Genomic DNA, 13,642 nt, shown 5'->3' on the forward strand with positions numbered 1-13,642 from the left:
GGTCCGACTCGCGGCGTACCCCACAGCGCGAACGGTGTCGATCGAGTTCCGATACCCGTTCTTTCGTCGAACTGCCCTAACCCGAGGGGTGACCATGACGATTCCTTCGTCGACCCATGCCACCGGCGCTCCCCCAGGCGCCCACGCTCCACATCGCGCGTCGCTCGAGACCGTTCGAGAACGCGCCCATGGTCTCTGCCGAGCGCGGTGAGCCACGATGGAGATCACCGGCCGAGAACCCGAAATCGACCGGATCGCGGCCCTCGCCGCGCTCCCCCGAGAGTCCGCACTGCTCGTCGTCGGTGAACCCGGCGTCGGAAAGACCGCGCTCCTCGAAGCCGTGGCGCTCCGCGTCACGCTCCCTGTCGTCCGTGTCGCCGTCAGCGGCCGCGAAGAGGAGTGGTCCCGTTCCGGCGTCTCCGCGCTCTTCGCCGCCTTCGATCACGATGGCGCAGCCGAGCTGAGTGCTCGCTTCGCCCGCGATGAGGATCCTCGCATCCACGGACTCGCCGCCGGCCAGGAGTTCGTCGCGTCGATCCACTCGCTGCGCCTCCCACCGACGCTCGTGCTCATCGACGACCTCGACCGGATGGATGCGGCGAGCGTCGAACTCGTCGGCTTCCTGGCGACGCGACTGGCGGGCACAGCGATCCGCCTGGTCGCGAGTCTCCGTCGGCACCGCGCCGATGGAGCCATGCGATCGGTGCCCGTCATGCATCTCGGTCCGTTGGCGTTCGACGACGCGCTCACCGCAGTGCGATCGCACGCGACCGCCGATCTCGCGGACGGCGTCGCAGCAATCATCGCTGCGGAGACCGGCGGCAACCCCCAGGCCATCCACGAGCAGATCCACCACCTTCGGCCCGAACAGCTGAGCGGTGTCGACCCGATCCCGATGCCGCTGCGCCCGACTCCGGTCGTCGAGGCGATCGCGCTGCATGCGCTCAGCGATCGCACGCAGGACGACGTCGCCGTCTTGACTCGCCTCGCACTGGCCCCGGTGATGCGCGTTCCCATCGCAGGGATCGATCGCGACGCCCTCGACGATCTCGCCGACGCCGGACTCGTCGATCTCCACGGGCAATATGCGTGGGTGCGCGATCCGCATCTGCGGTCGTACCTGCACTGGCGGACGTCGGCGCGCGATCGACGGGAATCACACGCGGAACTTGTCGCGTCGACGGATGGACGAGCGCCGCGACAGCATCTCTGGCATCGGAGCTACACATCCGAGCACGTCGACCCGATCCCCCTGCTCGACGCCGCGCGATCCTATGCGCTCGAGGGGCTCCCCCGCGTCGCCGTCGCCTTCGCGGAGCGTGCGCTGACCGCCGGGTCGCTGTCCGGTTCCGCCGATCAGGATGCGCTCCTCGCCCTCGGCGAGGCGCTCGCCGGGCAGGGGCGGATTGCACTCGCCGACCGCTACCTGCAGATGAGCCAGCCGCATCGACGGCTCCCGGCCGAGGCACGGCGTCTGCGTCTGCAATACATCACCGAGTACCTCGCGGGCGATCACGTCCACGCCGACGAACTCCTCGCGCCCTTCGACGTGCAGGACAGTGACGAAGCCGAGACCTACGTCGGCCTCCTTGCGCTCGTCGCGGCGTTCCGAGCGCAGGAATGGGACCTCGACGGGGCGCGCGACCTCCTGCAGCGCACGCAGTCGCTCCATGACGTCGCAAGCCCCGCGACGAAGCAGCTCATCGGCGCCACCCACGACCTCATCCGGTCGATCGATGGCGAGCTTCCGCCGGACCAGGCGCTGTACGACGGGCTCGCCGCGAGCGCGCTATCGGCGCTCAGCGATCTGACCCTCATTCTGCTCGGTTGCGCATTGAGCACGGGCGAACGGTACCGGAGCGCCCGTCGCGTGTTCTCGCTCCTGCTCGGCCGCACCGGCTCGAGCGCGCCGATCTGGGCGGAGGCAGTCCGAGCGCTCTCCGCGCTGAACGAGATCCGTGCCGGCAACTTCCGGCAGGCGATCCGGATCGTCGACCAATGGGAGGCAACCCGTCGCGACGGCGAGCGGGTGTTCCCGAGCGATTTCGCGCTGGCGCTCGCTTGGCGCGATCATGTCGAGGGACGGTCCGAAGCGGCGATCGAACGCATCGATGCCGCACTCGGGATGCGCCCGAGCACGCAGGGCTGGAGTTCCAGTGCGCGGCTCCACGCGCTCCGCGGCCGCATCCTCCTGCTCGACGGCAACCCAGAGGCAGCGATCCCGGCGCTCGAGGCGGCGGATGCACTCGCACGAGGAATTCGAAACCCAGCACTCCTCCGTCATCTCGCGGACCTCGTCGAAGCACTTGTCCGCGCTGGCCGGCCGGACGAGGCGCGCCGGATCGCCGCGCGACTCGCGGCCGATCATCACGCCAGGCCAACGCGATGGGGCGCGATCGCGCTCGCACGCTGCATGGCGCTGGTCGCAGAGCCGCCATTCCGCACGGACGCGATCGCGCGGGCGCTCGACGTCTTCGAGCCGGCGGACTCGCCCTACGAGCGCGCCCGGTCATCCGCGGCACTCGCTGCCGTCGATGCGCCGGACCGCTGCGAACGGCACGTGGCCGCCGCTGCGGCCGCGTTCGAGGCGGCGGGCATGCGCTACCGACCGCGCCGTCGGCCGGTCGCCGTCCAAGAACAGCAGCATGTCGTTGCCGAGCTCACGCCGGTTCCCGCGACGCCGAGCGACCCGACGCCCTCGGCGATCTTGACGATGCTGACGGCCGAGGAGCGCGCGGTCGTGCAGAAGGTCACGCAGGGGTACCGGAACAAGGAGATCGCGACCTCGCTGTACATGTCCCAGCGCACCGTCGAGCTCCGGCTGACGCAGATCTATCGGAAGGTCGGCGCCCGGTCACGGTCGCATCTCGTGGCGCTGCTCACCTGACGACGACCGAGCCCCGCCCGGCACACCGCCGCGAACGGCGACCGAGGGTCACCGATGCGGTGCGCCGCCCTCAGGCGGAGGAGCTCGCCAACCGTCTCGTCGGCGAGTGCCAGACGCCCGACGAGGTCCCGCGGAAGGCCATGAGCAGTGCCCGCAGGCACAGATACGAGTCGAGGATCCTGATCAGCGGGAAGATGACTCCGAACACGATGTAGATCGGGCGTCGTGCAACCACGGCAACGAGCAGTGTGAGCACGTAGTCCGGGAGCAGCACCCCGATCACGATTCCGAGTACCGGGTCGAATTGGAGGATCTCCCCCGGGAGCGGGCCGCCGACACCGAGATCGATGAGCACGCCGGCTGTCGCCGCCGCGGCGAGCGCCGGCAGGATCGCAAGCATCATGAGGCTCGATGTGAGCAGTTCCGCCACGAAGAGCGACGTGGCCGCGCCGAAGCGGGTGAGGCCCACACGATGGCGCTTCAGCGTCTGCCAGAAGCCGAGGTTCCAGCGGCGCACCTGCTTGGCGTAATCGCGCAGGGTGTCCGGGTCTTGCGTGTAGGCGATCGCCGCGCCAGGACGGAAGGCGATGCGTCCGAGCCGTTTCGCGTGCACTTCGAACGTCATGTTGAAGTCTTCGATCGCAAGCCCCTCTGCTGTGATGTCGATGTCCTTCAGCACGCGGGTGCGGTACATGCTGGCGAAGCCGGGCACGATCGCGACGACGTTCGCGTGCCGTGACGCCTGCCCGAATTTCTGGAGGTACTGCACCGCGACGTAGACGCGCTCGCGGTAGGCGACCAACAGCCTCCCGACCAGTGAGGAGGCGTTCGGGTCGACGATCGTCGTCGCGCGTCCGGCGACCGCGACGATGTCGGGCGCGTCGAATTCACGCAGGCCGGTCGTGAAGTAGTCCGGAGAAAGGTGCGTGTCCGCATCGAGGAGCATCAGCACCTCGAAGCGTTCCGCGATCCGGAAGTGCTCGATGGCCGCGGCGATCGCGCCTGCCTTGCCGCGATTCGGGTGAAGGTCCCATACCTGCGCACCCGCGGCTCGGGCGATGGCGACGGTGTCGTCGGTCGACCCGTCGGAGACGACGAACACCTGCGTCGGGGCCACGTGCTCGATGGCGGAACGGATCGTGCGTTCGATGACGAGCGCTTCGTTGTGTGCCGCGACGAGGATCGCGACCTGATCGATCGTTGGAGCGACGCTGCTGTCAGGCGCTCGCTCGATCCGGCGCGGGCCCTGTGCGCGAATGAATCGGACCAGCCCGACGGTGGTCCACACGATGGTGTTCACGCCGAGGACGAGCACGAGTGCGATGCAGAAAGCAAGCATGGCGCGACCGTACTGACGCGGCGGCCCCGCGCGCACCGAAAAGCTGCACGGTGAACCGCATGGGCGATGCGGGAGCCCGCAGCCGTCCGCAACCCGGCGGCGGAGAACCGCAAGACGCCCGCGGATGGGTTGCCGGACCGTCTGCCGTGGTCCGAGTGTTGCCACCGCACGACGGATGCCCGACCCGAAGACGGGCACCGTCCTGCCGTTCGTTTCCGCGACCACGCACCGAACATGCGCAATCGCTTTTGAGTTGAGGGGTTCCCATGACCATTCTCGTCACGCCGCCGTCCGGCCCGTCCCGAATCGCGTCGCCGATCACGGCGCCGTCGGTATCGACGATGCCGAGCGCGACGAGCGCCACGCGCACCGTGCCTCCGCACCTGGGTCAGGCATTCGAGTTCGACGTGGCCATCGTCGGGCTCGGGTACGTCGGGCTTCCGACGGCGCTCGCCTACCATCACGCCGGCAGTTCCGTGCTCGGCCTCGACGTGTCGGAGGCGCGGCTTGCGACGATCCGATCACGCGCCGCCGACCTGCTCGATAGCGATCGGGATCGGCTCGAGGAGGCGTTCGTCGCTGACGACTTCCTGATCACGTCGGATCCGGCTGCCCTCTCGCGCGCCGCGGCGGTGATCGTCTGTGTTCCGACCCCGGTTGACGAATACCTCGTGCCGGACCTCGGCATCCTCCGGGCGGCGAGCGCCATGGTGGTCGCGAACAGCGTGCCCGGGCAGCTCCTCATGCTGACGAGCACCACCTACGTCGGCTGCACGGAGGACCTTCTCGTCCAGCCGCTCGTGCACCGGGGGCTGCTGCCCGGTCGCGACGTGTTCGTGGCCTTCAGTCCCGAGCGGATCGACCCGGGGAACGCGACCGTGGCACACGAGGATGTGCCGCGGGTGCTCGGTGGTGCGACCGACACATGCGCGGACGTCGCCGACGCCCTGTTGGCACGGTACGCCCCGGTTCACCGCGTGCCCTCACTCGCAGCGGCGGAGATGACCAAGCTGCTCGAGAACACCTTCCGGGCTGTGAACATCGCACTCGCGAACGAGTTCAGCGACATCTGCCGAACGATGGACATCGACGTGGCCGACGTGATAGACGCTGCGGCCACGAAGCCCTACGGCTTCATGGCGTTCTTGCCGGGGCCCGGTGTCGGCGGCCACTGCATCCCGTGCGATCCGCACTACCTGCTGTGGCAGCTCAAGGCGAAGCGACAGCCCGCGCCGATGATCACGCAGGCGATGGCGGAGATCGCCAGCAGGCCGGGCCGTGTTGTCGATCGGACCCGCGAGGTGCTCTCGGATGCAGGCCGCGGGTTGCGCGGCGCACGCGTGCTCGTGGTGGGTGTCGCGTACAAGCGGGACGTCGCCGACCTGCGAGAGTCCCCGGCACTCGAGATCCTCGAGGGGCTTCGCGCTGCGGGGGCAGAGGTCGGCTACGCCGACCACCGATTCCCGCGTCTCACGCTCCGGAACGGCGAGGTCCTCGACGACGTCGTCGACGAGGCCTCGTTCGCGGCGGACGTCGTCCTCCTGCACACCCGCCACTCGGACGCGGACCTCAGCTGGATCACGGAACGCCAGTTCGTGATCGACACCACCTATCGCGGTGCCGACCTCGTCGACCGCATCATCCTCTGAATCGGATCGGACCCGCAGCATGAAAAGCATCGTGACCGGCGGCGCCGGCTTCATCGGCAGTCACCTCGTCGAACGCCTCCTCGACGCGGGCGACGACGTCGTCGTGCTGGACGACTTCTCGACCGGCCGCCGCGCCAACCTCGACGCAGTGGCGGACCGGGCCGCGCTGCGCGTGATCGAGGGAAGCATCCTCGACCGACGCCTCGTGGACGAGGTCGTGAATGGCGCCGACCGCGTGTTCCATCTTGCAGCTGCCGTGGGCGTGCGACTGATCGTCGATCGACCGCTCGATGGCCTGCGCACGAACATCCACGGCACCGAGAACGTGCTCGATGCGTGTGTGCGCTCGGGCGCTCGACTCCTCCTGGTGTCGACGAGTGAGATCTACGGGAAGAACACGGCGGATCGCCTCCACGAGTCGTCGGACCGGATTCTTGGATCACCCCTCACCGCTCGGTGGACCTATGCGGCTGCCAAGGGCATCGACGAGGCGTTCGCGCACGCGTACTGGAACGAGTTCGGGCTGAACGTGGTGATCGCACGCCCGTTCAACACCGTCGGTGCGCGGCAGACCGGCCGATACGGCATGGTCGTGCCGAACCTCGTCGGCCAGGCGCTTCGCGGCGAGCCGCTCACGGTGTTCGGGGACGGCAAACAGACCCGATGCTTCTCGTCCGTGCATGATGTCGTTCCGGCGATGACGGCGCTCATCGAGTCTCCGGAGTGCGTCGGAGCAGCGTTCAACCTCGGCGGCAAGCGCGAGATCAGCATCCTCGAACTCGCGCAACTCGCGATCGACACGACGGGCTCCTCGAGCTCGATCGTCCTGGTCCCGTACGAGGAGGCGTACGGCGCGGGGTTCGAGGACATGCGGCGCCGGGTTCCGGACAACAGCGCGGCTGCGGCGGCTGTCGGCTTTGACCCGATCACACCCCTGGAGGCTGTGGTCGCCGAGGTCGCAGACGACCTTCGACGCCGGTCGCACGTGGCGGAGCCGGTGGCGCTCTGATGTGCGGGATCATCGGGGCACGTGTCGAGGGCGATGCGACACCGTTCCTCCTCGACGGGCTTGCCCGGTTGGAGTACCGCGGGTACGACTCGGCGGGCATCGCTGTCCGGACGCGGGACCGGGCGCTCACTGTCTCGCGGTCGACGCGTCGGATCGATGTGCTCCGCGAGCAGGTCGATGCGCTCGATCGCGACGGGCTCACCGGCGTCGGGATCGGCCACACGCGCTGGGCGACACACGGCGCGGTGACCGAGGCGAACGCGCACCCGCACCTCGACTGCGGTCGCCGCATCGGGGTCGTGCATAACGGGATCATCGAGAACGCCGACGCGCTGCGGACCATGCTCAGTGCCCAGGGGCACGTGTTCCGGTCCGACGTCGACTCTGAGGTGATCGCGCACCTCGTCGAGCGGACCCTCGCGCTCGAGCCGGATCTGCTCGTCGCCGTCCAGGTCGCAACCGCGCATCTCGAAGGCTCGTGGGCGATCGTTGTTCTCGACGCGCTGTCGGGCCGGATGGTCGCGGCGGCTGAGCGCTCGCCACTCGTTGTCGCGCGCGCCGCCGCCGGCGATTTCGTCGCGAGCGATGTCGGCGCGATCGCCGCTTGGGCGGACACGTTCGTGGCACTCCGAGACGGCGACGCAGTGGAACTCGCCGACGCCTGGGTGTGGACGAGCGGTGGCATGATCGTGCCGCCGCCGATCCCGCAGCCGAGCCCCTTCGCTGCCGCCGCACTCGATCTCGGGGATCACGCGGACCACATGGCGAAGGAGATCGCTGAGCAGCCGGAGGTCGTCGCAGGGCTCCTGGATCGTCGCGCCGCCGCTGTCGCCGATGGCCGACTCTGGACCGATCTCGGTCTGCCGGGCTTTCATCGGCTGGCGGTCCTCGGGTGCGGCACATCCCTGAACGCCGGTGCGGTGATCGCGTCGATGCTGCGATCGACAGGTCGGGTGCCAACCGATCTCATCGTCGCCAGCGAGGCGGACCGAGCCGTGCTCGCACCCGGGACGTTGATCCTCGCCATCAGCCAGTCCGGCGAGACGGCGGACGTGCTCCGCGCCCTCGATCGGTTCGACGGACGATTCCCCGTCCTCGCGCTCACGAACAACCTGCATTCGTCGCTCGCGCGACGCGCTGATGCGGTGCTCGACGCACACGCGGGACCGGAGATCGGCGTGGCGGCGACGAAGACGTTCACTGCGCAGGTCGTGGTCGGCGTCCTCGCGATGCTGTCCGCGCTCGTTACGTCCGGCCGCATCGAGCGCCGACAGGCGCAGTCGCTCGTCGGCGAGATGCACCGGCTGCCCGGCCTCCTGGAAGGGGCGTATCAGGCGAGTGCCACGCGCATTCCGCTGCTCGTCACGAGCGTCAGCGCGGCGACGGGGTTCCTGTTTCTCGGCCGGGGAGGCGCGCTGCCGTTCGCCACGGAGGGCGCGCTGAAGCTCAAAGAGCTGAGCTACCGGTGGGCAGAGGCATACCCGGCGGGCGAGTTGAAGCACGGTCCCTTGGCGCTGGTGACCGAGGGCACACCGGTGGTCGTCGTCGACAACGGTGAGCCGCGCCTCCAGGCCAATATCGCGGAGGTCGCTGCTCGCGGCGGCTTCGTGATCACGATCGGCGGCGACGACGCCGATATCCCCGCGGTCGGGCAGGAGGCCGGTCGGCGTCGACTTCGGGCCGCGCGTTCGGCGGACCGGCTTCCGGGCTTGGACGCGTGGGGGCCATTGGAGGCCGTGGTCCCGCTGCAGATGCTCGCGCGCGAACTCGCCCTGCAATTGGGCTGCGACGTGGACAAGCCGCGCAACCTCGCAAAGTCCGTGACCGTCGAATGATCCATCACCCCCACCCTCACGAAAGAACTGGCATGCTTCCTCTCCAACCGGTCGCGGACACTCCGCCGCGACCTTCGCGGCGCCTGACGGTGCTGCTCGCCGTGCTCGCGGTCCTCGGACTCGTGCTGACGGCGATCGTTTCGATCACCGGCCCGGCGCGCGCCGCGACCGCGAACAAGCACGTCGTCGTCAGCCTGACGTTCGACGACGGCGATGCCGAACAGATGCAGGCTGCTGCGGTGCTGCAGCAGTACGGCTTCACCGGCACGTTCTTCATCATCACCGGCTATGTGGGCGCTCCCGGCTATGTCACCCGCGACAACATCGCAACGCTCGCCGCGGCGGGCAACGAGATCGGCGGCCACACCGTCACCCACCCGGACATGCCACTCCTCAGCGCAGCGGAGCAGCAACGGCAGGTCTGCCAATCGCGGGCGACACTGGCGAGCTGGGGCTACCAGACGCGGAGCTTCGCGTACCCGTTCGCCGATGCGAACCGGGCCAGTGAGAACGCAGTGCGCAACTGCGGGTTCAACAGCGCTCGCGGTCTCGGCGACGTCCAGAGCGTGGCCGGCTGCGCGGGCTGCGTGCTCGCCGAGACGATCCCGCCGCGGAACCCGATGTGGACCCGCGCGCCCGACGAGGTCAGCAGCTCCTGGAAGCTCCAGGACCTCGAGAACCTGGTGACCGCGCCGGCGACGGCGAAGGGCGGCTGGGTTCAGCTGACCTTCCACCACTTCAGCGACAACACCGCCCTCGACCCGACCATGGATCTCGGCCTGTTCACGCAGTTCATCCAGTGGCTTTCGGCGTACACCCACACCGCGGCGAACAACGCGACCGTGGAGACCGTCGGACAGGTCGTCGGCGGTCCGGTGAAGCCCGTGGTCCAGGCCGTCTATCCGGCGCCCGCGCCCGCAGGCGTGAACGCCGTGAAGAACCCGTCCATGGAGACGCAGGCGCAGGGCGCGCCGTCGTGCTTCATGAAGGGCGGCTACGGCAACAACACGCCGACACTCACGACGACGTCGGACGCGCACACCGGAACGGTCGCCGGATTGCTCACCATGGCGAATTACACCGATGGCGACGCGAAGTGGTTGACGACTTTCGACCTCGGCGAGTGCGCACCGACCGTGGTTCCGGGCCAGACGTATCAGATGAGCACCTGGTACAAGTCGAGCACCGTCACGCAATTCGCCGTCTATCTCCGAGATACTGACGGTGTGTGGCACTACTGGACGTCGAGTCCATGGCTCGCTGCGGCCTCGACATACACGCTCGGCAGCTGGACGACAGCCGCCATCCCGGCCGGCTACAGCGGGATCAGCTTCGGGCTGAACCTGTTCCAGAACGGCACGCTCGAGACCGACGACTACGCGCTGTACAACAGCGTCGGTGCTCCGGCTCCGGCTGCGGTCGCACCGGCGAGTACTACCACTGTGACGTCGACGCTCACCCCGGCGACGGTGCAGACGTTCGCTGCGACAGCACCGGCGAAGCCGAAGGTCGCGCCGAACACGTCGACGAAGGTGACCGTCGTCTCGTCCGGCGGCCGTACCCTCGCTCGACAGCTCGGGCAGGTGCCCGCGCCGCGCACCGCAGCGCAGACACCGGCCGTTCCGTCGGGCAGCGTGTCCGGGCTCGCACCGGCAACGACGCTCTCGCACTGAGCGGAGTCCGGTGATCCGACACCACCACACCGAGCGGCCGTCTCAATCCCTCTTGCGGGGTCGGGGCGGCCGCCTGGCGCTCACCGCTGGCGCGATTCTCGTCGGGCTGACGGCGGCGGGCTGCGCGCCCTCAGCGGTGCCGAAGCCGACACACCACGCCGTACCGCGGGTCGCGCCATCGGCCACCGCCTCAGGTTCGAGTACCGCAACAGCCACAACGTCAAGCACGCCAAGCACGCCGAGCACGCCGAGCCCGTCGAATGCGCCGTCCCCGGTCGCGCCTTCGCCGGGCGGCACCAACAGCGGTGGCTCGGGAGCCGGGTCCACTGGCTCCGGCGCGGGTGGAACGGTGGCCGCGCCCCCACCGGCTGCGGGAACCGCCTACCCGTGGCATACGAATATCGTCTCGACGACGTTCTGGGTCGGCGAGGTGTTCGATCCGAACGCTGCCGATGGCTCGCAGGTGTACTCGACCTACGACGGCAAGTGGGAGGTTCACTACGGCGGCTGCGACGGCGTGTTCCGAAACGGGGTGTGCAGCACGGAGGCGCGGTCGGCCGCGAACGGGTACTTCCCGACCGCCATGACGCCGCTCGAGAACCCGTTCTATTTGGATCTGCCGTTCGACGACATCAATGACCCGACCGCGTTCGCGGAGCGCGACCAGGTCGTGCCGTGGGCGTCGCAGCAACCGTATGCGTCGCATCGCGGCGATCAGAACTTCAGCTACATGAAGAACCGTTGGGTCGAGATCCGGAAAGGATCCGCTGTCTGCTACGGCCAGATCGAGGACGCGGGCCCGGGTCAGTATCACGACGCGACCTATGTCTTCGGCGCGACCGACGCGCGTCCCGCGAACACCCGCTACAACAACGCCGGGCTCGACGTATCACCGGCGCTGAACGGGTGTCTCGGATACGCGGAGCTGGACGGCGAGAACGACCACGTCGACTGGCGATTCGTCGACGCCGCCGCTGTGCCTCAAGGCCCGTGGCTTCGTCGTGTGACGACGAGCGGCCTCACCGAGTAGGGGTGCGACGATAGGGGCTTGGTCGAAATCCTCTGCGCTGCCCTGCTCGGCGCTCTCGTGCCGTTCGTCCCGGGAGCCCGCCGCCTCGCGCGTCTCATTGCGACTGTGGTGCACGAGGTCGGGCACTGCGTCGCCGTCGTGCCGTTCGGTGGCCGTATCCGCCGCATCACCCTCCGCGCCGATGGCTCCGGGGAGGCGATCGTGGACCTTGGTCGGGTGCCGCGGATGCTTCGCGGACCGGTGCGGACCCTGAATCTGTTCGCCGGGTACAGTTCCCCGGTCTGGCTCGGCGTCGGCCTCGTCGCCGCTGCAACGGCCGATGAACGTCTCGCGCCGGCGATCGCGCTCGGCGTCGTCGGCGTGATCGCGCTCGTATTCGTTCGCAATGCGTTCGGCGCTGTCCTCGTCATGGCGCTGGCCGCGATCGCCGTCTGGACCGTGCTCGATGCCGGCACCCTGATCGAGGCGGTCCTCGCCGGCCTCGGCGGTCTGCTCGTGGTCGACGGCATGCGATCGGTCCTCCGCGTCGGCCGATGGCTTGTGGTCGCTGCGCCGGTGCGCACCGACTTCCATATCGCCGCCGCGGAGACCCGGATCCCGGCGACACTCTGGTTCGCGTTGTTCCTGGCAGCGCACGTCGCCATCACCGTGCTGATCGCACCGATGCTCTCGGTTCCTGCGCGAGCCCTCGCCGCAGCGGCACGCACCCTCCTCGCCCCCTTCGGGGTGTCTGCGTAACCGGAGGCCGCACAGCGTTCCCGCGCCACCCCGAGGTGGCAGAGTACCGGGAAACATCGGGAGGCACGGTTCATGACGAGCGAGGAACCATTCGGGTTCGCAACGGAACAGATCCACGGCGGCGTCGTACCGGACGCCGCGTTCGGCGCGCGGGTTCCCCCGATTCACATGTCTTCCGGCTTCCTGTTCGACGACTTCGACCAAGCACGAGACCGATTCGCCGGTACCGAGGACGGATACACCTACACGCGTCTCGGCAACCCGACGAACGCCGACGTCGAGCGACGGATCGCACTGCTCGAACACGGTACGGAGGCGATTCTCGTGAGCAGCGGCCAGGCAGCCGCCGCGGTCGCCTTCCTCGGCCTGGTTCAGGCCGGCGATCACATCGTCAGCGCGCAGAGCATCTACGAGGGCACCAAGGGACTGCTGCTGCAGAACCTGCGTCGGCTCGGCGTCGAGGTGGACTTCGTCGAGCGCTCCGGCGACCTCGCCGAGTGGGAGGCGCGAATCCGGCCGAACACGAAGCTCCTGTTCGGCGAGTCGATTCCGAATCCGAAGAACGACATTCTCGACGTCGCGGCCGTCGCCGACCTCGCACACCGCCATGGAGTCCCGCTCGTCGTCGACAACACGCTCGCGACGCCGTATCTGCTCCGCCCACTCGAGCACGGCGCCGACATCGTCATCCACTCGGCGTCGAAGTTCCTCTCCGGTCACGGCGTGGCGATCGGCGGGGCCGTCGTCGATGGCGGCCACTTCGACTGGCGTGCCGAGCCCGAGCGCTGGCCGCACCTGCACCAGCCCGAGCGGGCCCTTGAGGGTGCGAGCTACGCGGAGCGCTTCGGCACCGGTGCGGCGATCGTCTTCGCGCGCGACGTCGTGGCCGCCCGCCTCGGTCCCACCCCGTCCCCGTTCAACGCGTTCCTGATCCGCCAGGGCATCGAGACGCTCTCGCTGCGGGTTGAGCGGCACAGCAGGAACGCGCACGCCATCGCCGAGTGGTTGGCGCGGCGGCCCGAGGTGACGAGTGTCGACTACGCGGGGCTCGCCTCCAATCCGTATCACGCGTTGGCGGAGCGGTATCTGCCACGCGGGGCCGGGTCCGTATTCGCGTTCACGCTCGCAGGCGGCGAGGCGGCGGCGCGCCGTGTCATGGACGCGGTCCGGCTGTTCAGCCGGATGACCCATCTCGGCGACGTGCGATCGCTCATCCTGCATCCTGCATCGACGACGCACGCGCAGCGCACCCCGGACGAACGGCGCGCGGCCGGGATCGACGACGGACTGATCCGTCTCTCCGTCGGTCTCGAGGACGTCGCGGACCTGATCCGCGACCTCGACCACGCGTTCAACGCGCTGAGCGCGACCGGCACTGCAGACGAGTCCGGCGCGTCCCTCGCCGACGGCGCGTCGGATCGCGCGTTCGCAACGTTGACGCACGCCGTGTCCGGTGCCCGCCCGATCGACGAGGAGATCTGA

At 68.9% G+C, this 13,642-nt stretch carries 9 protein-coding genes; 8 read left to right on the plus strand and 1 reads right to left on the minus strand.

The genetic code is table 11. The features are described 5' to 3' along the window. The first annotated feature begins 217 nt into the window (after window positions 1-217). Complete coding sequence (locus tag CAM01S_RS08620) at window positions 218-2,887, plus strand: LuxR family transcriptional regulator (RefSeq protein ID WP_066519633.1); 2,670 nt, start codon at window positions 218-220, stop codon at window positions 2,885-2,887. Between the two features lie 70 nt (window positions 2,888-2,957). On the opposite strand, the gene CAM01S_RS08625 is transcribed toward CAM01S_RS08620, so the two are convergent. Further along, window positions 2,958-4,226: a glycosyltransferase family 2 protein gene (locus CAM01S_RS08625; protein WP_066519639.1), complete on the minus strand. Its 1,269-nt coding sequence runs from the start codon at window positions 4,224-4,226 to the stop codon at window positions 2,958-2,960. 266 nt (window positions 4,227-4,492) lie between these two features. Here CAM01S_RS08625 and CAM01S_RS08630 point away from each other — a divergent pair, with 266 nt between their 5' ends. The 7 genes from CAM01S_RS08630 to CAM01S_RS08665 all read left to right on the plus strand — a co-directional run bounded on the left by CAM01S_RS08630 (window position 4,493) and on the right by CAM01S_RS08665 (window position 13,642). After that, window positions 4,493-5,875, plus strand: a complete 1,383-nt coding sequence (locus CAM01S_RS08630; protein WP_083527878.1) for a nucleotide sugar dehydrogenase — start codon at window positions 4,493-4,495, stop codon at window positions 5,873-5,875. Window positions 5,876-5,894: 19 nt separating this feature from the next. Beyond that, window positions 5,895-6,884: an NAD-dependent epimerase/dehydratase family protein gene (locus CAM01S_RS08635; protein ID WP_066520017.1), complete on the plus strand. Its 990-nt coding sequence runs from the start codon at window positions 5,895-5,897 to the stop codon at window positions 6,882-6,884. Continuing rightward, the gene (gene glmS, locus CAM01S_RS08640) at window positions 6,884-8,719 is read left to right on the plus strand and encodes a glutamine--fructose-6-phosphate transaminase (isomerizing) (RefSeq protein WP_066519644.1); all 1,836 of its coding nucleotides are present in this window, start codon (window positions 6,884-6,886) and stop codon (window positions 8,717-8,719) included. Before CAM01S_RS08635 ends, glmS begins: the two co-directional genes overlap by 1 nt. Before the next feature lie 32 nt (window positions 8,720-8,751). Beyond that, a complete protein-coding gene (locus CAM01S_RS08645; protein WP_066519645.1) occupies window positions 8,752-10,392 on the plus strand; it encodes a polysaccharide deacetylase family protein in 1,641 nt (546 codons plus the stop codon). A 349-nt stretch (window positions 10,393-10,741) separates the two neighbouring features. Then, window positions 10,742-11,422 carry a hypothetical protein gene (locus CAM01S_RS08655; RefSeq protein WP_066519647.1) on the plus strand — a complete coding sequence of 227 codons (681 nt, stop codon included), beginning with the start codon at window positions 10,742-10,744 and terminating at the stop codon, window positions 11,420-11,422. A gap of 18 nt (window positions 11,423-11,440) precedes the next feature. Beyond that, window positions 11,441-12,160 (plus strand): M50 family metallopeptidase, encoded by a 720-nt coding sequence (locus tag CAM01S_RS08660; protein WP_066519654.1) that lies wholly within the window; start codon window positions 11,441-11,443, stop codon window positions 12,158-12,160. Window positions 12,161-12,232: 72 nt separating this feature from the next. Next, window positions 12,233-13,642: an O-acetylhomoserine aminocarboxypropyltransferase/cysteine synthase family protein gene (locus CAM01S_RS08665; RefSeq protein ID WP_066519658.1), complete on the plus strand. Its 1,410-nt coding sequence runs from the start codon at window positions 12,233-12,235 to the stop codon at window positions 13,640-13,642.

Origin of the sequence: Curtobacterium ammoniigenes NBRC 101786, assembly GCF_001571045.1 — a bacterium.
Taxonomy (GTDB): Bacteria; Actinomycetota; Actinomycetes; order Actinomycetales; family Microbacteriaceae; genus Curtobacterium; species Curtobacterium ammoniigenes.

Coding starts and splice junctions, on each gene's coding strand:
- CAM01S_RS08620 (WP_066519633.1), top strand. CDS start 218: ATGGAGATCACCGGCCGAGAACCCGAAATCGACCGGATCGCGGCCCTC.
- CAM01S_RS08625 (WP_066519639.1), bottom strand. CDS start 4,226: ATGCTTGCTTTCTGCATCGCACTCGTGCTCGTCCTCGGCGTGAACACC.
- CAM01S_RS08630 (WP_083527878.1), top strand. CDS start 4,493: ATGACCATTCTCGTCACGCCGCCGTCCGGCCCGTCCCGAATCGCGTCG.
- CAM01S_RS08635 (WP_066520017.1), top strand. CDS start 5,895: ATGAAAAGCATCGTGACCGGCGGCGCCGGCTTCATCGGCAGTCACCTC.
- glmS (WP_066519644.1), top strand. CDS start 6,884: ATGTGCGGGATCATCGGGGCACGTGTCGAGGGCGATGCGACACCGTTC.
- CAM01S_RS08645 (WP_066519645.1), top strand. CDS start 8,752: ATGCTTCCTCTCCAACCGGTCGCGGACACTCCGCCGCGACCTTCGCGG.
- CAM01S_RS08665 (WP_066519658.1), top strand. CDS start 12,233: ATGACGAGCGAGGAACCATTCGGGTTCGCAACGGAACAGATCCACGGC.